At 71.1% G+C, this 23,255-nt stretch carries 19 protein-coding genes; 4 read left to right on the forward strand and 15 right to left on the reverse strand.

The genetic code is table 11. The features are described 5' to 3' along the window. Nucleotides 1-129 precede the first annotated feature (129 nt). The 6 genes from AC07DF_RS32210 to AC07DF_RS32235 form a co-directional block, all read right to left on the reverse strand. Complete coding sequence (locus AC07DF_RS32210; protein WP_478979416.1) at nt 130-2,301, reverse strand: glycoside hydrolase family 127 protein; 2,172 nt, start codon at nt 2,299-2,301, stop codon at nt 130-132. Between the two features lie 22 nt (nt 2,302-2,323). Then, nucleotides 2,324-6,541 (reverse strand): Ig-like domain-containing protein, encoded by a 4,218-nt coding sequence (locus AC07DF_RS32215; protein ID WP_478979419.1) that lies wholly within the window; start codon nt 6,539-6,541, stop codon nt 2,324-2,326. After that, nucleotides 6,496-8,430 carry a glycoside hydrolase family 127 protein gene (locus tag AC07DF_RS32220; protein WP_478979422.1) on the reverse strand — a complete coding sequence of 645 codons (1,935 nt, stop codon included), beginning with the start codon at nt 8,428-8,430 and terminating at the stop codon, nt 6,496-6,498. The genes AC07DF_RS32215 and AC07DF_RS32220 overlap by 46 nt, the downstream gene beginning before the upstream one ends. Nucleotides 8,431-8,497: 67 nt before the next feature. After that, on the reverse strand, nt 8,498-9,319 hold the full coding sequence (locus AC07DF_RS32225) for a carbohydrate ABC transporter permease (protein ID WP_478980183.1): 822 nt from the start codon (nt 9,317-9,319) through the stop codon (nt 8,498-8,500). A gap of 31 nt (nt 9,320-9,350) precedes the next feature. Next, a complete protein-coding gene (locus AC07DF_RS32230) occupies nt 9,351-10,304 on the reverse strand; it encodes a carbohydrate ABC transporter permease (RefSeq protein WP_478979425.1) in 954 nt (317 codons plus the stop codon). 40 nt (nt 10,305-10,344) lie between these two features. After that, the gene (locus AC07DF_RS32235; RefSeq protein WP_478979428.1) at nt 10,345-11,655 is read right to left on the reverse strand and encodes an ABC transporter substrate-binding protein; all 1,311 of its coding nucleotides are present in this window, start codon (nt 11,653-11,655) and stop codon (nt 10,345-10,347) included. 269 nt (nt 11,656-11,924) lie between these two features. On the opposite strand from AC07DF_RS32235, the gene AC07DF_RS32240 reads away from it, so the two are divergent. After that, nucleotides 11,925-12,956, forward strand: coding sequence for a LacI family DNA-binding transcriptional regulator (locus tag AC07DF_RS32240; protein WP_478979431.1), 1,032 nt, complete (start codon nt 11,925-11,927; stop codon nt 12,954-12,956). A 21-nt stretch (nt 12,957-12,977) separates the two neighbouring features. Here the strand turns inward: AC07DF_RS32240 and AC07DF_RS32245 are convergent, their stop codons facing one another. From AC07DF_RS32245 to AC07DF_RS32260, 4 genes are all read right to left on the reverse strand, one after another. Further along, entirely contained in the window at nt 12,978-14,219 is a 1,242-nt protein-coding gene (locus AC07DF_RS32245) for a glycosyltransferase (RefSeq protein WP_478979434.1), read from the reverse strand. A gap of 203 nt (nt 14,220-14,422) precedes the next feature. Continuing rightward, a complete protein-coding gene (locus tag AC07DF_RS32250) occupies nt 14,423-15,916 on the reverse strand; it encodes a HEAT repeat domain-containing protein (protein ID WP_478979437.1) in 1,494 nt (497 codons plus the stop codon). Between the two features lie 100 nt (nt 15,917-16,016). Continuing rightward, nucleotides 16,017-16,415 (reverse strand): cupin domain-containing protein, encoded by a 399-nt coding sequence (locus tag AC07DF_RS32255; protein WP_478979440.1) that lies wholly within the window; start codon nt 16,413-16,415, stop codon nt 16,017-16,019. 137 nt (nt 16,416-16,552) lie between these two features. After that, a complete protein-coding gene (locus AC07DF_RS32260; protein ID WP_478979443.1) occupies nt 16,553-16,990 on the reverse strand; it encodes a hypothetical protein in 438 nt (145 codons plus the stop codon). Between the two features lie 89 nt (nt 16,991-17,079). On the opposite strand from AC07DF_RS32260, the gene AC07DF_RS32265 reads away from it, so the two are divergent. Then, nucleotides 17,080-17,778, forward strand: a complete 699-nt coding sequence (locus AC07DF_RS32265) for a helix-turn-helix transcriptional regulator (protein WP_478979446.1) — start codon at nt 17,080-17,082, stop codon at nt 17,776-17,778. 63 nt (nt 17,779-17,841) lie between these two features. Continuing rightward, nucleotides 17,842-18,096: an EF-hand domain-containing protein gene (locus tag AC07DF_RS32270; protein ID WP_382488724.1), complete on the forward strand. Its 255-nt coding sequence runs from the start codon at nt 17,842-17,844 to the stop codon at nt 18,094-18,096. 49 nt (nt 18,097-18,145) lie between these two features. Here AC07DF_RS32270 and AC07DF_RS32275 read toward each other — a convergent pair whose 3' ends face one another. From AC07DF_RS32275 to AC07DF_RS32285, 3 genes are all read right to left on the reverse strand, one after another. Continuing rightward, entirely contained in the window at nt 18,146-18,289 is a 144-nt protein-coding gene (locus AC07DF_RS32275) for a hypothetical protein (RefSeq protein ID WP_478979450.1), read from the reverse strand. A gap of 323 nt (nt 18,290-18,612) precedes the next feature. Then, entirely contained in the window at nt 18,613-19,620 is a 1,008-nt protein-coding gene (locus AC07DF_RS32280; protein ID WP_478979453.1) for a trypsin-like serine peptidase, read from the reverse strand. 220 nt (nt 19,621-19,840) lie between these two features. Further along, entirely contained in the window at nt 19,841-20,317 is a 477-nt protein-coding gene (locus AC07DF_RS32285) for an SRPBCC family protein (protein ID WP_478979456.1), read from the reverse strand. Nucleotides 20,318-20,524: 207 nt separating this feature from the next. Here AC07DF_RS32285 and AC07DF_RS32290 point away from each other — a divergent pair, with 207 nt between their 5' ends. Continuing rightward, nucleotides 20,525-20,929, forward strand: coding sequence for a hypothetical protein (locus tag AC07DF_RS32290; RefSeq protein ID WP_478980185.1), 405 nt, complete (start codon nt 20,525-20,527; stop codon nt 20,927-20,929). A gap of 49 nt (nt 20,930-20,978) precedes the next feature. Here AC07DF_RS32290 and AC07DF_RS32295 read toward each other — a convergent pair whose 3' ends face one another. Together AC07DF_RS32295 and pgm are read right to left on the reverse strand one after the other, a co-directional pair. Continuing rightward, nucleotides 20,979-21,272, reverse strand: coding sequence for a zinc-ribbon domain-containing protein (locus AC07DF_RS32295; RefSeq protein WP_478979459.1), 294 nt, complete (start codon nt 21,270-21,272; stop codon nt 20,979-20,981). A 127-nt stretch (nt 21,273-21,399) separates the two neighbouring features. After that, nucleotides 21,400-23,040: a phosphoglucomutase (alpha-D-glucose-1,6-bisphosphate-dependent) gene (gene pgm, locus AC07DF_RS32300; protein ID WP_478979462.1), complete on the reverse strand. Its 1,641-nt coding sequence runs from the start codon at nt 23,038-23,040 to the stop codon at nt 21,400-21,402. Nucleotides 23,041-23,255: the final 215 nt, after the last annotated feature.

A 23,255-nucleotide genomic window follows, 5' to 3' on the forward strand; every position in this document is an offset into this window, starting at 1 on the left:
ACCATTCCCCCCGATACGCCGCCGGGTGGCGGCCATTGATCCGCCACCCAAGCAGACCCGGACAGGCGTGTTCAAGACTCGGAAGTGGTCCAGACGACTTCCGGTCCGGATTTGGCGATTTCGGAGCGTTCAGCGTCTCAGGTCCGCGTTGTTCGCCGCCGTGACGACGCGGTCGCGTTCGGCGCGGGAGAGCAGGTTCTCGGACAGCCAGCGGTCCGCGAGGGTGCGTACGGCGCGTACGAAGGGGGCGGAGGTCGGGAAGGGGGCCTGCTGCCAGAGGACGTCGAGGAAGGTCTGGCCGTCGGGACGGGCGCGGTTGGGGACGCCCGAGTCGACCGCTCCGAACACGATGACGGGTTCGGAGCGCTTGAAGTAGGCGTGATAGGGGGCGACGTTGCCCAGGTGGAAAGGGGCGAGGGTGAGGTTGTGCGTGGTGAAGTGCAGCGGGCGGGAGGCAGGTCTGATCGCGTCGGCCAGGTCGCCGCGGAGGGTGAAGTCCCGGTAGAAGGAGAAGGTGCGGAACTGCTGCTCCGGGCTCTGGGCTGTCAGGAGGAGCGGGCCGTAGAAGAGCGCTTGGACGGTCCGGTCGTCCAGGGCTCGTTCGATGTGCAGCCGGTACGGCGTCGAGACGCGGATGCGGTCCCCTGGGCGCCAGTTTCTGTTCAGGGTGAGGTAGGTGCCGGGTGTGGCCCGGCCTCCTTGGGGGGTTCCGTTGACGGTGACCGTGACGCCTGTCGTGGCCCAGGACGGGATGCGGAGTCTGACGGCGAGTCGGCCGCCGCCCTCGCGGAAGGTCAGGGTGCGGACGCCCTCGGCCGGGTAGTCGCTCGTCTGCTCGATCACGAGGCCGCGCTCCGGCCAGCGCAGGGTGGAGGCCAGGTACAGGTTGACGTACAGGGTGTTGCCGTCGGCGGAGCGGAAGTAGACGGAGTCCTGGTACTTGGTGTGGTTCTCCATGCCGGTGCCGCCGCAGCAGGTGCCGGTGTTGCCGTATCCGCGTCGTACACCCGGGCCCATGCCGACGAAGTAGGTGACCTCGGGGCTGTCGATGCTGGGGGCGTCCCGGCGGGAGGCGAGGATGTGGTTGGTCAGGCCCCGCTCGTAGTAGTCCATGTAGGCGGGGTCCGGCTCGTGGAAGAAGAGCTGCCGGCTCAGTTTGAGCATGTTGTACGTGGCGCAGGTCTCGGCGTTCTTGTCGTCGAGGGTCGCCGCGATGGCGCCGCGGGCGCGGAACATCTCGCCCTGGCCGGTGCCGCCCAGGGCGTAGGTGCGGGAGCCCTCGACCATGCCCCAGAAGTTGCGGGCCGCGGCGGCGTAGGTCTCGTCCCCCGTATGGTCGAACAGGCGGAGGTAGCCGGTGAACTGCGGGATGTGCTGGTTGGCGTGCTTGCCCTCCAGGACGTCACGGTTCTCCGCGCAGGCGTTGAGCAGCGTGGTGTTGTCGAAGCAGCGGGCGGCGGCGAGGTGTTCCGGCCGGCCGGTGAGGGCGTAGAGGTCGGTCATGACCTCGTTCATGCCGCCGTACTCGCCCGCGATGTAGATCGACCACATGCGTTCCAGCTGCGCCTTCGGCAGCCGGCCCAGGCGGCTGTGCACCCAGTCGCCCATCTTCGCGGCGATGGTCAGCGCCTGCGGGTTGCCGGCCAGGGTGTGTGCGTCCAGGAGGCCACGCATGATCTTGTGGCAGGTGTAGTACGGCGCCCAGATGGTGGGGTACGTCGTGTAGCTCTCCAGCAGGATGAACTGGGTCTCCGGGTAGGCCGCCAGGTAGCCGGGATGGCTGGGTTTCGGGTCGCCGCGTTCGGCGAGGGCCTGCTGGCACTCGCCGAGGGCCGTGATCAGGTGGTCGAGTTTGGTCTTGAGGGCGGCCTCGCGGGTGTCGGCGTACGCCTGCGCGATGAGGCTGAGGAAGTGGCCGCCGTAGTGGCCGCGCAGGTTGCCGTCGGCGGTTTCCCAGCCGCCCGGCGGCCGTGCGCCGCGTGTGTCGAGACCGGCGTTCGCGCGGAAGACGGCCAGGATGCGGTCGGCCGGGTAGGCGCGGGCGTAGTCGAGCATCAGGTCGCGCTTGGCGCGGAAGACACCGGCGCCGAGGGTCACTTGATCCAGGCCGAAAGGCCGCAGTGCCCAGGTCGGCTGAGCGGGCAGCGCTCGCGTGGCGGTCTCGGCGGCCCCGGCGGCCTGGGCGGTGGAGCCGGCGGGGGCGGCTTGGGCCGGCGGGCCGGAGGCGATGAGCGGGGTCGCTGTGGCCGCGGCACCGGCGGTCAGGCTCAGCACGCGGCGTCGGGTGGGTGGCTGGAACATGGCGCACTCCGATCGTCGTCGGTCATCGGCGGGCAGGAGCGGTCCCGCCCGGTTCGGGCGGGGGTGTCACGGTGATCGTGGCCGTGGCGCGCTGGGAGGTGTCCGGCACGGTTCCTTTGACCTCGAAGGTGCCGGGTTTGGCGTACTGGTCCGGATCGACCGGGTCCCAGGTGACCTGTGTCCGGCTGTCCCTGGAGCCGTCGTTGTAGGTGGCGACCACCGTGGCGGGGAGCGTGGGGGTCCTGCCGGGGCGGGTGGTGGCGCGTTCCTCGGTGATGCTGGTGATCTCGACCGCGTCGGTGTGCCGTACCCACACGGTGGCGGTGACCGGCTGGGCGGTGCGGTCGGCGAGGCCGGTGACCGTGACGCTGGTGCCGCCCTCGGCGACCTGATCCTCGGTCAGGGCCGGCCAGGCCACGGGCGAGCGCGCCGTTGAGCCGTCGGCGTACACGAGCGTGACCTGCTCGGGCAGCTCGGGGACGGTGCCGCGGAGGGTGGGGATGTGGGTCTCGCGCACCGACTCCGGTGCCTCGGCGTAGACCTTCCATTCCTGTACGCCGAGGGCCAGGTTCGGGTGCCCGGTGAGCTTCGCCCGCAGTGCGGTGGTGGTGACCGGGCTGAACGTCGTCCGGTTGTAGAGGTTCTCGGCGGTGCCGTAGCCGCTGGGGGCGGGGACCTCGCGCCAGGTGTCGCCGTCGCGGTATTCGATCACCCACGAGGCCGGAACTCCCACCCCGTCGGCCGCGCCCGGCTGAGCGTCGCGGAAGAAGTACAGGTCGGAGCCGTCCACACGGACCGGGTCCTGCCAGCTGTACTGGATCCACTGGGTGTCCTTCTGGGGCCAGCTGCCCCAGCGCGGGACGTCCGACGACGAGGCCGGTTCGCGGCCGTCGTTGATCGCGGCCACCGACTCCCAGCCGGAGGTGTAGGACGCGGTGGGAGTCGCGGACGGTGCCAGGTTCACCCGGCCGTCGCCGAGTTCCTCGACCTTCACCACGACGCGCTTCGACGACTTCAGCGCACCGTCGTCGGCCGTGAGTTCGAGGGTGTAGGTGCCCGCCTTGGTGAACCGGGCGATCGTCGAGGGGGCGTGGGGGTCGTCGAAGATGACGGTGCCGCCGTCGGGGCTGTCTGCCGCGCTCCAGGAGCCGGAGAGCGTCCTCTTCGGCAGAGCGTCGTCCTCGGTGATGCCGGTGAGTCTGACCTGGCCCGGCCGGGTGTACGCCGGGTCCCGCCAGGCCTCGACGTAGGGAGGCCGGTTGCGGGCCGTCGGCGGGCGCGCGTCGGTGTCGAAGGCCTGGATCTCCTTCAGGCCGCTGGTGTGGCCGTCGCGGTGGCGCGTGAGCACGCGCAGCTTGCCCGTGGTCACCTCCTGGAAGCGCACCCGGTTGAGGTTGGCGCGCGGGTAGGCCGGTGACTTGGCGGGCCGGGCCACGTCCTTCCACTGGCCGGCCCGGTCCTGGTACTGCACGGTGTAGAGGGCCGGTTCGGCGTATCCGCCGGGCCGTTTGTCGCCGGCGAAGTGCAGCCGGACGTCGTCGACCGTGCGGTCGCGACCGAAGTCGATCTCGTACCAGTCCTCGGCGTTCCCCGAGCCGCGGGCACCCCAGTAGGGCTCGTTGACGGTGAAGCCGTCGACGGCACCGGCGACGCCCCGGCCCTCGGCCTCGTGGGAGGCACGGGCGGTGGCACCGTCGGCGAGGTTGTTCCCGGCCGTACCCGTGAGGTCCCGGCCGGCCTTGGCGAACAGGTCGGTGACGCGCTCCTTCGTGCCGTAGGTGACGTCCTGCGGCCTTGCGACCTCCGTGCGCAGGCCGGTGGTCCTCGCCTTGGCTCCGCCCCCGTCGGGGAAGGTGACCTTGCGGGTCGTGGGGTCGTAGACGAGGTGGGTGAGGCGGTCGGCGGTGAAGGCGAGCTTCCCGTCGAGGTAGAGGGAGTACCCCTCGGGGACCCTCTTGCCGTACGGGCGTTTCCCGTCGCCGGGTTCGTCCCACAGGACGGCCGCGTCCGTGCCCCGGTAGTTGATGTCGGTGACCGCGAAGTGCGGCCAGTCGACGTCGATCGGCCACAGCTCGATCTTCCGGTCGTCGCGCGGCCTGAAGCCCATCGCGTCCTCGATGACGGTCCAGTTGGTGGTGCCGAGGATGGTGTGGTGGATCCAGGAGCGGTAGCCGATCTTCTGCGGGTCGGCACTGCCGTCGGACCAGAACTCGTTCTGGTCGGGGTACCGGTTGTCGCCGTCGATGTAGTGGGCCCAGGCGTTCCAGGACAGCAGCTTCTTGTACCAGGTGCGGTCGATGTACTTGCTGGGGTACTTCCGCAGCACCGAGGAGAGGAAGCGGAAGGTGACGGTGGAGTTGATGACCGAGAAGTTGTTGCTCCCGGGGTGACCCTGCTCCGCCGCCTGCGCCTTGTCGGCCTGGTTGGCCGTGAAGAACGGGAAGACGGGGTACTGCTTCGCGTCGGCCCACAGCCGCAGCGCTTCGAGGTACTGCGGGTCTTCCTCCGGTGTGGGCATCAGGCCCACGCTGTACGGGTAGTAGTTGTTGATCTCCTTCCAGGGCACCAGGGTGTCGGTGGCGACGTGGCGGTGCTTGAGCAGCTTGTCCTTCGGATCCCAGAGGTGGTCGAGGACCGCCTTCCTGACCCGGTTCGCCGTTTCGCGCATCTCGTCGGCCTTCGTCTTCTCGCCGAGCAGGTCGTACGCGCGGGCAGCCGCTGTCGCGTTGCTGTAGACGTAGGCGGATTCGGCGCGGTCCAGGTTTCCGGACTTCCAGTCGAAGGAGACCGCGTCGGCGTCGTTGCCGGTCATCGCGCCCCAGTCGTACTCGATCAGCCCGTTGCCGTCCTCGTCGTAGTTCTCGAGCTGGCCGCGGACGTCCTTCTCCGCGTACCGGGCGAGGTTGCGCACGATGCCGTCGGGGCCGCCGTGCACCTGGTAGGAGCGCCAGGCCGCCTCGGAGATGTACTGGGTGTAGCTGTTGGACCAGTTCTCCGGGTCGCCCGGGTTGTCGGTGTACTTGCCGTTCCTCGAGACCTCTCCGGCCGAGACCCACGGGCCGTAGGAGTAGCTCGGGTCACGCAGGTACTTGAGGTCGTCGACGAACATGCCGACGGTGAGCGCGATGGCGTTGTTGTAGCCGAGCACGCCCTCCATGGAGGTGGGGAACTGGTAGTCGCTGCCCGGGATGTCGGCGTCGAGGTAGTTGTAGCGCAGCAGCCACCACCGGTAGTAGAGCGTCTTCTCGATGTTGTCGTCGGGGACGTCGAGGTAGGGCAGGTTCTCGGCCCACCAGCGGTTGTACGTCTGGACGTGCCGGCGGAAGGCGGTGGCCGGGGACGCGGTGCGCACGGAGTCGTACTCGGTGCGGGACTCGGTGATCTCCTCGGTGACGAAACCGAGTTGGACCTTGGTGGTGCGGCTGCGGCCTGCCGGCAGGGTCAGCGTGCGGGTCAGCGACTCGCCCTCGGCGGTGAAGCCGTCTCCGCTGAGGCGGGGGAAGACGGTCGTGAGGTTGTTCTTCGCGGGCACGGCGCCGGTGAGCTCACGGTCCTCGGCGGTCGTCGTGTACGGGGACGTGGCGCTCAGCCGGACCTCACGGCTCTCAGGGCCGGTGTTGGTGAGGGCCAGGTTCGTCACGGCGGCGTTCGCTTCGGTGATGAACTTGGTCTGTGTCACCTTCAGGCCGGTTGCCTCGTGGGTGAACTCGCCGCGCCAGTGGCTGGGGGTCTGGGTGCGGGCGCCGGTGTTCTCCCGCAGGGTGAGGTTCTCGCCGTCGACGTTCAGGGTGATGGTGTACGCCGACCGGTTGTCGATGCTCTCCCAGTAGGCGACCTTGCCGGCGAAGCCCAGCCGGGACGGTTCGTGTTCCTTCATGAACAGGGCGCGTCCCCGCGTGAACAGCCAGTCCCCCGCCGGGTCCTCGCCCTTGCGGGCCAGCATGCGGTCCATCCAGAAGTCGGTGCCGTCCCCGGCCCTGCGGTCGGCCTCGTACTGGGCGCGCAGGGTGCGGTGGACGGTGAAGCCGGCCGGGAGGGCGGGGACGGGGTCGGCGGTTCCCGAGTAGACGGGGTAGCCGATCGCCGAGTTGTCCGCGGCGGCCCCGGTGGTGGCGGCGAGCGGGGCCAGCAGGCCCAGGGCCAGCGCCCCGGCCAGGAGGCCGCGGCGGTGTCGTCTTCGCTGTGCGGGCACGGCTACCTCTCGGTGGGCGTTGTCGGGGGCTGGGTCGTCGGCAGCCACACGCGCATGGTCGAGGGGCCGCGGTTCGCCCAGGAGTGGTAGGGGACGAGGGTGAGGGCCTCGGGGCCGGTCGCGGGCGCGGTGGCTTCGTCGGCCGGCCGGTACGGCCAGGGTGTGTCGTGTGGTTCGGCGAGTTCGCCGGGCGCGAGGACCGTGTCGCCGGGCCCGTCCTCCAGAGCGGCGGACGGATCCACGCGGAGCGCGTCGACGTCGTGTCCGTCCGGCAGGTCGGTGGATTCGGCGCAGTACACGAGGGGTCCGCGCTGGACGGCCACCGTGCCGCGTGTCGCGTCGATGCGGGGGTCGGACCGGATCCAGCGCGGGGCGACGGGCAGTTCGAGGCGTATCTCGTCGCCCGGCCGGAAGACGCGGGTGATCTGCGCCGTGCCGGGGGCGACCGTACGGCGGTTCCCGTCCGGTCCGACCAGCCAGGCGGTCTCCCCCGCCGTCCACGAGGGGACGCGCAGGGACAGGGTCCAGGGGCGGGCCGGGGAGCGGCTGATCCGCACGGCCACGGTGCCGCCGGACGGGTAGTCGGTACGGACCCGCAGCGCGACGCCCTGTCCGTCGGCCAGGGAGGTGGCGAGTTCCGCGTCGGCGTACTGGTGCAGTTGCAGGCCGTCGCCGTCCGCCGTGGCCAGGTATGCCGGCAGCTGGGCGAGTGTGCGCGCCACGTTGGTCGGGCAGCAGGAGACGGCGAACCAGGGGGCGCGCAGGCCCGAGTCGGCGCGCGGGCTGACGCGGTCCGCCGGGGGCGCGGCGCCCCGGTGACGGCGGTGCAGGGTGTTGGCGTAGAAGAAGGACCGGCCGTCCTCGGACGGGGAGGCCGCGATCACGTTGAACAGGGTCCGCTCCGCCAGGTCCGCGAAGCGCGGCTCGCCGGTGGCGAGCAGCAGCCGCCAGGCGAGCATCACGGAGGCGACCCCGGCGCAGGTCTCCGAGTAGGCGCGGTCCGGGGGCAGCACGAAGTCGTCGCCGAAGGACTCGTCGCGGTGGTGCGAGCCCATCCCTCCGGTCAGATAGGTCCGCCGGGCGACCGTCGTCTCCCACTGCCGTACGACGGCGGCGAGCAGTTCGTCGTCCCCGGTCTCCACGGCAACGTCGACCGCGCCGGCCGCGAGGTACAGGGCGCGCACGGCGTGGCCGCGCAGAGCCGTGGCCCGGCGCACGGGCAGGTCGTCCTGGAAGTAGGCGCGGCCGAACTCGATGTCGGCGAGCGTGCCGTGGCCGCGCCGGCCCAGGAACAGCGCGGCCTGGTCGAGGTAGCGCTGCTCCCCCGTCAGCCTGGCGAGTTCCACCAGGGCCGTCTCGATCTCGGGGTGCCCGCAGATGCCCTGATTGCCGCCCGGTCCGAAGGCGGCGCAGAGGTGATCGGCGGCCCGGCGGGCGACCTTCGTCAGCTCGCCCTCTCCCCGGGCGCGGGCCTGGGCCACACCCGCCTGAATGAGGTGCCCATGACAGTAGAGTTCGTGGCCCCATTCGAGGTCGCTGTAGCGGGACTGCTGTCCGGGGTGGCCGAAGGCGGTGTTCAGGTAGCCGTCCGGGGCCTGGGCCGGGGCGATGATGTCGGTGAGCGCGGCGACGTCCCCGTCGTACGAAGCGCCTTCCCAGGACATGGCCTCGAGGAGCTTGTAGATCTCGGAGTCGGCGAACTCCCGGCCGCGCCGGTCGGTGTGCACCCTGCCCTCGGCGGCGGCCCTGAAGTTGCCGGTCCAGCCCTCGCGTTCCATCCAGTCGCGGCAGTGGCCGAGCGTCGCGGTCGCGTTGGTGTGGCGGCGCCCGGCCCAGAAGCCGCCGGTGATCCGGACCTCGTCCAGGCCGAGCGGGCGCAGCCGGCCCCGGGTCGGCGCCACCGGCAGCACGAGCGAGCGTGCCGTGTTCTCCCTCACCGGTCCATGCCTCCGTCCACGTCCTTCCGGTTGTCCGTCTTGTCCGTCGAATCGGCTCTGCGCCGGCTCAGCCCTTCAGGGCGCCGGACATGAAGCCCCTGATGTAGTGCCGTTGCAGCAGCAGGAAGAGGAGCAGGCAGGGCACGGCCAGGACCACCACGCCCGCCTCGGTGGCGCCGTAGTCGACGGCGCCCATGCTCTGCTGCCGCAGGTTGGCGACGGCGAGGGGCAGCGGTGCCTTCTCGCTGTCGGAGATGAGGATCAGCGGTGCGATGAAGTCGTTCCAGGCGGCGAGGAACGCGAAAAGTCCCACGGTGATCAGCCCCGGCCGCACCGCCGGCAGGAGCACGCGGCGCAGCGCGCCCGTCGTGCCGCAGCCGTCGACGAGGGCGGACTCCTCCAGTTCGCGGGGCACCGCCTCGAAGGAGATCCGCATCATGAAGGTGGCGAACGGCAGCTGGAACATGGCCAGGACGAGGCTCAGCCCGATCAGCGAGTTCTGCAGCTGGAGCCGGCCCAGCAGGACGTAGAGCGGGATGAGGAGGGTGGCGTAGGGGACCATGAGGATGGCCAGGGTCAGCAGGAACAGCAGGTTCTTGCCGGGGAAGTCGAAGCGGGCGAAGGCGTAGCCGCCCAGCAGGGACACCCCCAGGGTCAGGGCGACGGTCAGGGCCGAGACGACCGTGCTGTTGAGCAGGTACCGCCACAGGCCCGCGTCGTAGTCGAGCAGCGTCCGGTAGTTGCCGAGACCGTAGCCGGACTGCTGGGCGGTGCCCGGCTGGCCGCTCACCGACGCCCAGGCGTTCCACAGCAGGGGGAAGAGGAAGATGACGGCCAGAGAGCCGGCGACGACGTAGTGGGGCGTCCGGCCCAGGGCGCGGGTGAGCACCGTGGTGTCCCTTCTCATGAGGCGGCGGGTGTCATGACTCGTCGGCGCGGCGCAGGCCCCGGAACTGCAGGGCGTTCAGCAGGAGCAGCGCGGCCAGCATGAGGATCGAAAGGGCCGCCGCGGTACCGAGGTTCAGCCGCTGGAACGCCTCCCGGTAGATCAGCTGGACGACCGTGACCGTGCTGTTGTCCGGTCCGCCCTTGGTGAGGATGAAGAACTGGTCGAAGGCGAGCAGGGATCCGGTCACGCACAGCAGGAGGCACAGGGCGAGGGAGGGCCGCAGCAGCGGCAGCGTGATGGAGCGGAAGATCTGGGCGCGGCTCGCGCCGTCCATCCGTGCCGCCTCGTACACCTCGTGCGGGATGCGCTGCAGGCCCACGAGCAGGATCAGCATGTAGAACCCGGCGAACTTCCAGACGATCAGGAACACCGTCGACCACAGGGCCGAGGTCGGTGAGCCGAGGAAGGACACCGGGTCGTCGACGAGGCCGAGGCGTTCGAGGATGCGGCTGAGCGGGCCGGTGGCCGGGCTGTACAGGCCCCAGAACAGCAGGGAGGCGGAGGCCAGCCCCAGGGCGCCGGGCAGGAAGAAGACCGTGCGGAAGAAGCCCGCGCCCGGGCGCGACTCCTGCACCAGCAGGGCCAGGAGCAGCGCCAGGGCCAGCAGGACGACCGTGACGATCACGGTGTAGAGGAGGGTGAAGCGGATCGCGGGCCAGAACAGGGTGCCGCCGGTGATGCCGGTGTAGTTCTCGGGCGCGTTGACGCCCCGGTCTCCCGCGAGCAGCGGCCAGTCGCTGAGCGACATCTGCCCGACCAGCAGCAGGGGCAGCAGGAAGAAGACCGTGACGAACACCGCCGTGGGGGCCGCGTAGGCCAGGCCCTTGGCCTTGCGGGAGCGCCAGCGGGGCGGGGGTGGACCGGCCCGCCGCCGCGGCGGGGTCGGGTGCTCGGCCGTCGACCGGTCGGCCACTTTCACCGGCATGGCTCTCCTTAGCCGTAGGACGTCGGGAGGGTCGGTCGGTTCAGTCGGCCAGTGAGGCGGTGACGGCGTCGTTGTCCTTCTCGACCGTTTTCCCGTCGCCGAAGACGGCGTGGCGCATCAGCTGCAGCCAGGGCCCGTTGGGGTCGTTGAAGGTCTGGCCGAACTTCATCGCGTACGGGGTGCGGCCCTCGGCGACGAGCTCGTTGATGGTGACCAGGCGCGGGTCGGCCTTGGAGTGCTTGTTGGACGCCAGGTCGGTGCGGGCCACCACGTCCTTGTGTGCGGCGACCACGTCGACCTGGGCCTTGTCGCCCAGGGACCAGGCGAGGAAGTTCCAGGCCTGGTCGGCCGACTCGCTGGTGGCGGAGATGCCGATGGCGTCGCCGCCGACGAAGGTGGACTTGCCGCCGTCGGGCCCTGGGATGGGCGCGACGCCGAGGTCGAGGTCCTCGGGCATCAGCCCGAGCGTGGTCGACGGCATGGGCATCACACCGACCTTGCCCTTCGGGAAGATCCCGGTCCAGGTCGTGCCCGTCTCCTCGCGGGCGCCGGGCGCCACGATGGAGTCCCGCACCCAGCCGCGGTAGGTGTCGTAGACCTTCTTCGAGGCGGCGGAGGCGAGATTCGCCTCGGTGCCCTCCTCGTTCAGGACGTCCTCCCCCGCCGCCCACACGGACGGCCACCACGTGAAGACGCCGCAGCCGCCGCAGTTGCCGCCGAAGAAGGTGCCGTCGACACCGCCGCCGAGCGCGTCCACGGCCCGGGCCTGCCGGTCCCACTCGCGCAGCGTCATGGGCGGCTTCTCGGGGTCGAGCTTCGCCTTCCGGTAGAGCTCCTTGTTGTAGAAGAGCACCGACAGGTCGAGGGTGTGCGGGACCACGTACTTCTTGTCCTCGTACGTGCCGGCCTTGATGTGCGACTGGGCCAGGTGCTCGGCGAAGGGCAGGGCGTCCACGCGGTCGGTGAGGTCGGCGAAGAGGCCGCTGGAGGTGTAGTTGGGCACGAACACGACGTCGGAGGCGAACAGGTCGGGCAGGTCGCGTGATCCGGCCGCCGCGCCGACCTTGGCCTGGTAGTCGTCGGTGGGTACGACGGTCAGCTCGATCTTGTTCTTGTGGCCCGCGTTGTAGGCCTTGACCAGGGCCTCGCTCTGCGGCCGGGTCGCCGCGCGCGTCCACATCGTCAGCTTCGTGCCGTCGTCGACACCGCCGGCGGCGGACTTGCCCCCTCCCCCGCCGGAACCCTCGTTGTCCGAGCCGCACGCGGTGAGCAGGCTCGCGGTGGCGAGCAGGGCGATGGCGCCTGTGACGAGGCGGCGTATGTGTCCACGCGGTCCGGCCGTGCTCCCCATGGTCGATTCCCCTTGTGTCGCGGCGGGCCCGGTACGCGGGCCCTCCGGTCGGGACAATGATGTGGTGGCACTGAACTGAGTGGCGGAAACGGGCCGAAAAGGCTTTCTGAGACGCTAAGGACGCATCCCACAACCCGTCAATCCCCTTGCGTGAAGCGGTTTCTGAGTGGAACTCGAAAACCCGGACGAGGACAGGACCGAAAATTTCCGCGTACTGTTTGGGGTGCCCTCGACGGCGTCGGCAGGCGACGCGAGACAGGAGAAGACCCATGGCACAGGCCACCGGCCCCTCGCGTTCACAGCCCGCCACCCTCAGCGATGTCGCCCGGCTGGCGGGCGTGTCGATCGCCACGGCGTCCAAGGCCCTCAACGGCCGTAGCCAGGTACGGGCGGAGACCAGAACGCGCGTGATCGAGGCGGCCGAGCGGCTGGCGTTCCGGCCCAACCAGGTGGCCCGGGGCCTGCTGGCCGGCCGGACGGGCACCGTGGGTCTGCTGACCAGCGACCTGGAGGGCCGGTTCAGCATCCCGATACTGATGGGCGCCGAGGACGCCTTCGGGGCGGGCGAGGTCGCGGTGTTCCTGTGCGACGCCCGCGGGGACGCGATCCGCGAGCAGCACCATGTCCGCGCGCTGCTGGGCCGCCGGGTCGACGGGCTCATCGTGGTGGGCAGCCGGACCGACCCCAGGCCGTCCCTGGGACGGGAGTTGCCGGTCCCCGTGGTCTACGCGTACGCGCCGTCGGAGAATCCGGAGGATCTGTCCATCGTCCCGGACAGCGTCGGCGCGGGCCGGATCGCCGTGGAGCATCTGCTGGCCTGCGGCCGTACCCGCATCGCGCACATCACCGGAGACCCCGGGTACGCCGCCGCGCAGGAGCGGGCCGAGGGTGCCCGGGCCGCCCTGGCCGGCGCCGGCCTGACCCTGGTGGGCGAGCCGCGGTTCGGGGCGTGGTCGGAGGGCTGGGGGCGGGCGGCCACCGCGATGCTGCTCGACCAGCACCCGGAGGTGGACGCCGTGCTGTGCGGCAGCGACCAGATCGCCCGGGGCGTCATCGACGTCCTGCGCGAGCGCGGCCGGCGGGTGCCGGAAGACGTGGCGGTCATGGGCTTCGACAACTGGCGGGTCCTGACGTCCGCGTCCCGGCCGCCCCTGACCAGTGTCGACATGAACCTCGAACAGGTCGGACGGGCCGCCGCGCACGCCCTGTTCACGGCGATCTCCGGCGGCACGCGCCGCTCCGGGATCGAGACCCTGCCCTGCCGGGTGGTGATCAGGGGGTCGACCGTGCCGCTGTCGTGAGGCGCGGCGGCCGCTCGGGGCTCACGTCGCGAGTCGGTCGAGTGCCGCCAGGACCGGTGCCACGCCGTCCTCCCCGGCCAGGCGGCGCGCCACGTCCTGGGCCCGGTCGCGATGGGCCGGGTCGCCCACGGCCCGGCGCAGGGCGGGGGCGAGCGCGTCGGCGGTGAGGCGGCGCAAGGGAAGGGCGCAGGGGGCGGTGCCCAGGGCGACGAGCCGGGCCGCCCAGAAACCGGCGTCGAACTGCACCGGCACCGGAACGTTCGGGACACCCGCGCGCAGGACGGCGGCGGTGGTGCCGGCTCCGGCGTGGTGGACGACGGCGGCCGTCCGGGGAAACAGCGACGCGTGCGGCACATCGCCGACGGTGATCACACCGTCGGTGCGGGCGGCGAGGCCCGCCCACCCCTGCTGGATGATCCCGCGCAGTCCGGCCGCGCGCAGGGCGCGCACGATCTCGCCGCTGAGACGCTCAGGGTCCGGCACGGTGGCGCTGCCCAGCCCGACGAAGACGGGGGCGGGCCCGGCGGCGAGGAACTCCTCCAGTTCCCCGGGCAGGGTCCGGGTGTCATACGGCCACCAGTACCCGGCGATCTCCAGCCCGGGCCGCCAGTCCCGCGGCCGGGACACCACCACCTCGCTGAACCCGTGCAGCACCGGCCAGCGTGCCCGCTCGTGGGTCCGGCGGATCGTGGCGCGGCCGGGCAGGGTCATGCCGTGCCGAGTGCGCAGTCGGCGCATGGCCCGGGTGAAGACCTGGTCGACGGCGGTGGTGACGGCCAGTCCGCCCAGGCGGTTGCCCACGGTGCCGAGGGAGCGTCCGCCGAGCATGGGTGCCCCGAACTCCCGTGTCGGGTGCTGGGGTTGGAGGAACAGTCCGAGGCTGGGCAGGGACAGTCCCTCGGCGATGGCGCGGCCCAGCGGTGCCACGGCACCGGCGGCCAGCACGGCGTCGGCGCCGTGTGCCGCCCGGACGAGGTCGTCGGTCATCTCCTCGGCCGCCGAACGGGCCATCGAGACGACACGCAGCAGTTTGCCGAGTCCTGTGGTGCTGGCGTGCAGGCGGCGGCCGCGCTCGGAGTGCAACTCGGCGTGCGGGTCGACCGGGGTCGGATGGAACCGGACGCCGGAACCGGCGGTCAGCGGCTCGAACAGCCCGTGGGTGACGAGCGTGACCTCGTGCCCGCTCCGCGCCAGCCCCGCGCCCAACCCGGTGTACGGCGCGACGTCGCCGCGCGATCCCGCCGTCATGATCACCAGCCGCATGGGTCCCAGTGTGGCCCGGCGAGGCGGACGACACACGGTGTACGGCGGCAGGGGTCCGAGAATCGCCGGTGTGAGTGATGCGCGGAGTGGGTGGTGCGCGGAGCGGGTGGTGCGCGAAGTGGGTGGTGCGCGGAGCGGGTGGTGCGCGGAGCGGGTGGTGTGGGAAGTGGTTGGTGTGTCGAGTGGATGGTGCTGCGGTGGTTTCAGGCCTGTTGGCCGGTGTCCAGCGCCTCGAGGACTCTCGCGGCGGCCTGGCGCAGTCGTGGGGACGCGTCCGCGGTGAGGGCGGTCAGCCGGCTGTACGCTTCCTCGCTTCCCGGCGGCAGCGACCCCGTCGCCGTCACCCCGCGTTCGAGACCGAGGACGGCCTCGTAGCGGACCGCCTCGTGCGGGTCGTCCAGGCCGCGCAGGAAGCGTCTTATGTCGTGACGGGTGTGCTCGTCGGACTCGTCGTCACCGGCGAGCAGCGAGAGCGCCGCGGCTCGGACCTCGGCGGACTGGGCTTCGTCGGCGAGGCGCCGTACGGCGGGCAGGGCCTGGGTGAGGCCGTCGAGGGCGTTGCGGGTGCGCCAGGTGTGCTCCCCGCCGGCTTCCAGCCGTTCGACAAGAGCCCAGGCCACGGGGTGGCGCTCCCAGAGGCGGAGTCCGTTCTCGACGAGCGCCTCCAGTCCGTCGATCACGCCCGCGCGTAGCTCGTCGTCGGGATCGTCCAGGAGCGACAGCAGGAGCCACACCGCGTCCCATCGCGCCCCGGCGCCCACGGCCCTGGCGGCGGCGGCCCGGGTGCGGGCGTGGAGGGACTCGTCGGTCAAGGCCGTGCGCAGGTGCGCGGCGGCCGTCCCCGTGGCCGCACCGCCCAGGGCACGCGCGGCGGATGCTCCGGCCTCGGGATCGCGCAGCCACCGCACCGCCGGTCCGGTCACCCGCTCGTCGCCGAGCCGTCCGAGGCCCCGCAGTAGATGTGCGGCGACCTCGGGATCCCGCTCGGTCCGCAGCGCCGCGGCCAGGGTGTTCTGCGTCTGCGGCCGTGCCACGTCGAACAGCCGCCGGGCCACGGCGATCCGCACCTCACGGGACGGGTCGGCCAGTCCGGTGAGCAGCGAGTCCAGGAGCTGCTCGGTGCAGCGTTCCGGCAGCCAGTCCAGGGCCCGTGCGCGGGCGGCGCCCGTGCCTTGGCGGGCGGTGCGGAGCACTTCCGCCCGGACAGCCGTGTCGTCCTTCCATCGGTACACCAGGGTGCGGGCCCGGCCCCACACGGCGGGGTCCGGGTCACCGAGCAGCCCGACCAGGGTCGTGACATCCCCGGGTTCGCCCAGTGCGGCCAGTCCTTCCAGGGCGTTGATCCGCAGGTGGTGATCCGGGTCGGACAGGAGCCGGGTGAAGGCCCGTGTGACCGCCGGCCCCCGGAGTCCCAGTCTGGTGGCGGCGATCGAAGCCCTGCGCCGTACGACCGGATTCTCGTCGTCCATCAGCGGGGGCAGCACCTCACGGCCCGCCTCGGGGATCCCGAGCCGGCCCAGGGCCAGAGCGGCGGCCGCGCGCACCGAGGGGGCGGGGTCGTCGGCCGCACCGGCGACGACGTGGACGTACGCGGCCCCGCCCGCCTTCTCCAGCCCCTTCACCGCCGCCGCGCGGCGCGCCGGATCTGCCGCCGCCGACTCCCGTAAGAGGAAAGCGATCTGATGGTCCTTCCCCATGGACACCTCCGAGGAGGAAGACCTCCGAGCCGGGCGAAGGTTGCGTGACTCGGGGTCACGCGACGAGGCCGAGTCGTCTCCTGGGCCGGAGCAGGCGGTGTCACATGCTGGACCTGCTCCGAATCTGCATGCCCGGGCGGCGGCGGTGCACGGTCACGTAGGACAAGCCGCCGCTCCCCGCGGCCAGGCTGCGTTCGCTGCCGTGCGGCAGCCAGACCAGACTGCCGGGGGCCAGAGGCTGCGGGTCCGCTGCCGGGCCGAGGGTGCCGTCACCGGCGACGACGAGCAGGAGGACGTCGAGGTCGGGCTCGGTGTGCGGGTCGATACGCCCCTCGGGCGGGATGCGGATGAGGTTGGCGTCCAGCTGCCGTCCCGGCTCGGCCAGTCGCCACAGCGCGCCAGCAGGTGCCGAGTCGTCAGAGATGAGCGACGCGGTGTCGCACAGCACCCGCGGCAAGGGGACGCCGGCCGCGCCGGGGGTCGTCTCTTCGTCATTCATCGATCGGCCACCATCCGAGTACGTGCCTACTGCTGCCCCCGGCAGGGTACGGCCGACCGCCTCGCGGGGACCGGGTCTCGGCGGCCACCGCATCGTCATCGAGACGACCTACGAGATCACGGCGGACGGCGCACCCCTCAATGCGATGACCGCTCGCCGTGGTAGTGCTGGGCGAGCCGGGCCAGGGCGACCGCGCCGAGCAGAAGGCCGAAGTCGCGCAGCGCGATGTCGTAGTAGTCGGGGATGCTCAGCAGGTTGACGATGATGCCGGCCAGCCATCCGGCCACCAGCCAGCCCCCGAAGCGCGGGGCGATGGCGACGACGAGTCCCGCGACGATCTCGATGGCACCGACGGCGTACATCGCCGCTTGGGCACTGCCGGGCACGACGTCGTTGATCCAGGGCGCGAGGTAGCCGGGCCAGTCCACGAGCAGGTTGGCGAACTTGTCCAGCCCGAACAGGATCGGCGCCACGGTGAACCCGGCACGCAGGATGAAGAACGCCTGGTAGCCGGGGTCGGTGAACCCGGATCGCCGGGGGACGGCGGACGTGCTGGTCGCGGTGGGGGACGACATGACTGCCTCCTTCTATCGATGACTCTCGTTAACTATAGAAGCTCGCCAGGCCTCTTTAGTCAAGGGCTATGGGTTTTACACTGGTGTTCATGGAACACCCGCAGCAAGCGCCCCGTGCCGACGTCTCCGCGGTCGCCGCACTGGACGAGCCGACCCGGAAGCGGCTGTACGAGCACGTCGTGCGCCAGCCGGAGCCCGTCAGCCGCGACGAAGCCGCCGCCGCCCTCGGTCTCGCACGTCAGACCGCGGCATTCCATCTGGACCGCCTGGCGGACGAGTCGCTCCTCGACGTCGTCTACCAGCGGCGCAGCGGCCGCACCGGTCCTGGAGCGGGCAGGCCGGCCAAGCTCTACAAGCGCTCCACCAGGCAGGTCTCCGTCAGCCTGCCCGAGCGGCACTACGAGCTGGCCGGCCGGCTCCTCGCCCAGGCCATGGAGGAATCAGAGGCCACCGGCGAGCCGGTGCGTACGGTCCTGCACCGCAAAGCCCACGACCTCGGCGCCCGGCTCGCCGGCGAAGGCGACACGGGCGTGTTCGACCTGCTGGAACGGCACGGGTTCGAGCCCCGCCATGACGGTGACGCGATCGTGCTGGGCAACTGCCCCTTCCACGCGCTCGCCCGCGACCACACAGAGACCGTCTGCGGCATGAACCTGCGCCTGCTCCGCGGCGCCCTCGAAGGCCTCGGCACGAAGACCCTCCAGGCATGCCTGGCCCCGAGTCCCGGCTACTGCTGTGTTCGTCTGGAGCCGGCTTTCCCGCCCGGAGGCAACCCGGTCGGCGCGTAGGGCGTCCTCGCCAGTGAGCGGGATGTAGCTGCCCGCCCGACCTCCATGCGACGGGGACACAAGATGAGCGACAAGGCCCGCAAGCTGTTCGAGGCGCTCGACCTCGACCACGACGGGGTTCTCACCCGGCAAGAGGTGATCATCGCCCTGCGTACGAACGGACCGTCACTGGCCGCCTCGGGCGTACTGCCGTTCTGGGGAGTGCAGGACGTCGACGACTCCTCCGCGCTGTTCGACAGGGCCGACCAGAACGGGGACGCGGTACTGACCCTCGATGAGTTCGCCGCGGTGGTGGACCGGCGGTTCGGCTGGAGCTGACCACCACGCTGCGCAGCACCCGCGGGGCAGCTCAGCAGGCCTCGCGGGGTCACTCCCGCCTGCGTCGCGCCGCGCGGTTGGCGGCCAGCAGACAGACCCAGACGAGCACCAGGACGGCCGCCACCAGAATGCGACCCGCGCCGTCGCCGTCGATCACTCGCCACCCCAGAAGACCGACACTCAGACAGAGCATCGGCCAGTAGACCCACGGCCCCCATCGGCTGCCCGGCCTGGCCCAAGGCGGCGGATCACCGGAACCAGAACGACGCTTCATGCATGCCTCCCCTCCCCGGTCGCTTTTGCCCGCAACCACCGGCATCAATCTGCGGCTCCCTTGATGCATGGGCTCGGTCCGGCGACCGGCCGGGAGGGGAGGTCACGTCCCTGGTGCTCTCCCCGAAGCCCGACGGCAAGGGGCGCGTCATCTCCGGGGAGACCCGGCACCGGCCCGACGGCGCGGGAGCCGGGTCCGCCCCCCGTGGTGGGGCGGGCCCGGCTCCCGGCTGGTGCGATGGCTCAGGACGACTGGGCGCTCTGGTACAGGTTCTGCGCATCCGCGCCGAAGTACGGGCCGTACATGGCGTTCGGCAGGAAGTTGTACTTGAAGCTGTTCACCGAGGACTGCAGGCCGGTCCCGGTGGCCTCGTCGAACTGGGTGAACCACGGGCCTCCGCTGGAGCCTCCGGTCATGTTGCAGGTCAGACCGTGGTCGCTGGACAGCAGGAAGTCCCGGAAGGTGGTTCCGCTGCAGTAGATGAACTTCTCGCCGTCGTACGGAGCTGCGGCCGGGAAGCCGAAGGAGTACATGGCCTTGTTGTAGCCGGTGTTGAAGGCCAGTCCCTGGCCGCCGACGACATCGGTCAGCCGCTTGCCGTCCAGCGGGGCGACGACGGCGGCGCCGATGTCGTAGTTGATGTCCTCACTGGCCGTCCACTGCGGCGTGGACAGGGTCTTGGACGCGGCCCAGGTGCCGTACGGGCGCTGGCCGTCGTGGTAGCCGGGCACGAACACCCAGTTGGTGTGCCAGGCTCCCTGCATCTTCACGCAGTGCCCGGCGGTGAGGACGGTGCTCTTGTTGGCGCTGGTGACGGCGTTGCCGGAGCAGGAGGCGGTCCGCCCCTGGTAGGTGAAGAACACCCGCCCCGCGGTCTTGGTCACCGCTCCCCCGCCGGACCAGGGGCCGCCGCCGTGCGGAATAGCCAGGGGTCCCACGTCGGAGACGGGTGTGCTGGGTGCCACGACGGTCGTCTTGCCCTTGCGGGGTGCGGATGCCCGTACGTCGGAGCGGTCGACGGACAGGATGTCGAGCGGGGTGGCCGCGCGCATCCGCTGCGGGGTCCAGAAGTCGAGGGCGCTCTTCTGCGCCGAGGTTGCCATGACTCCCGGTTCGGGCGCGGCGCTCGCCGGTGCGGCGGTGACACCGGTCGCCAGGAGTGCGGCGACGCCGGCGAGTGTGCCGAGGAGGGTGTGGCGGACGCGGGTGGTGCCGCCGGACGATCGAAGGCTGCGGGGTCTGCCTATCACGCGGTCTCCTTCTGCTGTGGGGGCCGGGCGGCGGGGAACCGTCCGCCCGGTCAGGCAGGGGTGTTACTGCGGACAGTCAGAGGGCAGCGTGCCACCGGGAGACCGATATGGACAGGTGCATGTCATAACGATGACCGAATCATCACCTGCTCTCCGCACGCGCACGCAAAAAGGGACCCGGCCTCCACTGTGGAGGCCGGGTCCGGGACGAGCGTGAGGGTCAGAGGGCGGGGTCCGTGCCGCCGGGCTGGATGCGTCCGCGCCAGGCGCCGGACTCGGCTCCGCGCTCCTCGATGTACTGCTTGAAGCGCTTCATGTCGCCCTTGACCCGACGGTCGATCGTGCCCGTCATGTCCGCCGCCTTCTCCGCGGCTCCGCTGGGCTCGATGTCCATCACCAGCTCGACCCTGGTGTGGGTGTCGTCGAGGCGCTCGAAGCGGACAGAGCCCCTTTGATTGATGTCGCCGCTGGTCGTGCGCCAGGTGACGCGCTCGTCGGCCAGCTGGTCGACGATCTCGGTGTCGAACTCGCGCCGTACTCCGCTGATCTTGGTGGTCCAGTGGTTGTGGCGGTCGTCCAGTTGCCTGACCTCCTCGACGCCCTCCATGAACTTCGGGAACTCCTCGAACTGCGTCCACTGGTTGTAGGCAGTGTGGACGGGGACGTCGACTTCCACGGATTCCTTGACGGTGCTCATCTTCATGCCTCCGTTTTCACTGATCGACTGCGGGAGGCCCATCGGCCGCAGCACAGGTCCGGGCCCGTGGCGGGCGGGTACCCGAGATCGTGCGGTTGCCACATGGATCCGCGCCGGTCCGGAAAGGAAGCGGAACGGGCCCGGCCGCCGATCGAACGTGGATACGATCCCGGCGTGCGCCTTCCCCGCTCCGCCTCGGGCTGGACCATGGCCGTCTTCGGCGTGTTCGCCGCCGCCCTCGGGGCGGTGGGTCTGCTCTCGCCGGCCGCGCAGTTGACGCTGCTCGGGCTCTCCGCTCCGGGTGTGCGCGCCGCCGGGGATCTCACGCCCGCGTTCATGACGGCGTCGTCCATGGCGGCGCTCAACATGGGCGTGTACTACGTGCTGGCGGCCTTGGCCGACTGGCGGGCCTTCTTCCGGTGGACCGTGCCGTTCCGGCTGCTCACCTGCACCGTCTTCACCGCCGCCGCGCTCGGCGGGCGGGCGCCGGGTGTCTTCGTCGGGGTGGGCCTGTGGGAGGGAGCGGGGGCGGTCGCGACGGCTGTGGCGCTGCGGTACGAGCAGCGGCGCCCGGCACCCGTGGCGGGCGCGGCACACCCGGGCGACCGGTGAGCTGATCGCCGTAGGCGGGGCCGGAGGCGCTCACCGGTCGCGGTGCGGGTCACTGGAAGCGGTGGTGCTGCTGCTCCGGCTGACCATGCGTCTGACCACCCTGGCCGCCCGCGCTCTGGATCTGCAGCTGCTCCGCCTGCTCCTTGGTCACCTTCTGTTCCGCGCCGCAGAAGGTGCACTGCGTCAGGTACTTCGTCGAGATCGGGAACAGCGGCACGAAGAACAGCGTGAACTTTGTGACGCGCTTCCTGAGCGTGTGCGCGGCGGGGTTGCCGCACTGCACGCAGACCAGCGTCAGTATCGCCAGCTGGTACAGGTACCCCTTGGTGCCAAAGATGATCACGTGACGGTCCTTCCCGGATCGGATCTGCCCCCAGTGTCCTGTATCCCGGTCCGGCGGGACGAGTCGGCACCCGTACGGCCCGGGCCACGACGACGTGGCCCGGGCCGTGTGCGGTCCTTGTCGGTGGTCAGCCGCCCAGTGCCGTCAGCACCACGCTCTTGGCCTCCTCCTGGACCCGGCCGAGGTGGTCGGGGCCGAGGAAGGACTCGGCGTAGATCTTGTAGACGTCCTCGGTGCCCGAGGGGCGGGCCGCGAACCAGGCGTTGTCCGTGGTCACCTTGATACCGCCGATGGCGGCACCGTTGCCCGGGGCCTCGGTGAGGACGGCGGTGACCGCGTCCCCGGCCAGGGTGTCCGCACTGACCTGGGCCGGGGAGAGCTTGGCGAGCAGGACCTTCTCCTCGCGCGACGCCGGGGCGTCGATCCGGGCGTAGGCGGGCTCGCCGAAGCGGGCGGCCAGCGTGGCGTAGTGCTCCGACGGAGTCCTGCCGGTGACGGCCGTGATCTCGGAGGCGAGCAGCGCCAGGATGATGCCGTCCTTGTCGGTGGTCCACACGGAGCCGTCCCGGCGCAGGAAGGACGCCCCCGCCGACTCCTCCCCGCCGAAGCCGATGGTGCCGCCGGCCAGCCCGTCCACGAACCACTTGAACCCGACGGGCACCTCGACCAGTTCACGGCCGAGGTCCGCGGCGACCCGGTCGATCATGGCGGAGGACACCAGGGTCTTGCCGATGCCGGTGGCCGCCGGCCAGCGGTCGCGGTGGGCGTACAGGTAGGAGATGGCGACGGCCAGGTAGTGGTTGGGGTTCATGAGGCCCGCGTCCGGGGTGACGATGCCGTGCCGGTCGGCGTCGGCGTCGTTGCCGGTGGAGATCTGGAAGCGGTCGCGCTGCTCGATGAGCGAGGCCATCGCATACGGCGACGAGCAGTCCATGCGGATCTTGCCGTCCCAGTCCAGCGTCATGAACCGCCAGGTGGGGTCGGTGTGCGGGTTGACGACGGTGAGGTCGATGCCGTGCTGTTCGGCGATGCGGCCCCAGTAGGCGACGGACGCCCCGCCCAGCGGGTCCGCCCCGATCCGGACCCCGGCCGCGCGGATCGCGTCCAGGTCGAGCACGCTGGGCAGGTCGGTGACATAGGTGCCCAGGAAGTCGTAGCGGCCGGTGGTGGGGGCGGCGAGGGCGCGGGCGCAGGGGATGCGCCGTACGTCCTTCAGGCCGCCCCGGATGATCTCGTTGGCCCGGTCCTGGATCCAGGAGGTGGCGTCGGAGGCGGCGGGGCCGCCGCTGGGCGGGTTGTACTTGAACCCCCCGTCGGCGGGCGGGTTGTGGGAGGGCGTGACCACGACGCCGTCCGCGAGACCCGAGGTGCGGCCGCGGTTGTGGGCAAGGATGGCGTGCGAGACGGCCGGGGTCGGCGTGTAGCCGTCCGCGTCGTCGATCAGCACCGTCACCTCGTTGGCGGCGAACACCTCCAGGGCGGTGACGCGCGCGGGCTCCGAGAGGGCGTGTGTGTCGGCGCCCAGGAAGAGGGGGCCGGTGATGCCCTGATCGGCGCGGTACTCGCAGATGGCCTGGCTGGTGGCGGCGATGTGGTCGTCGTTGAACGCGCTCGCCAGGGACGATCCACGGTGTCCGGAGGTCCCGAACGTGACGCGCTGCCCCGGATCGTCCAGGTCGGGGTGGAGCGCGTAGTACGCGGTCACCAGCCGGGCCACATCGACGAGATCCTCGAAACCGGCCGGATTGCCCGCTCGCTCGTGCTGCATGGGCCCGCTCCTCCGCATGGGTTGATCCTTCGCTTGCTGTCTCATCCTTCCTCGTCACGGCGGTGCCGCGCGAGGGGGACACCACTACGAGGGCCGGATGTGCGCCAAACCACGCGAAGAAGACGTCTGGGACGGCGGGTGTTGTTATGGAGCACACGGAGGCGGTGCCTTGGGACGCCGGGGCGCGTCGGAGACCGCAAGGAGGCGGCGCCGCG

The sequence above is a fragment of the Streptomyces sp. NPDC044719 genome, from assembly GCF_056433405.1.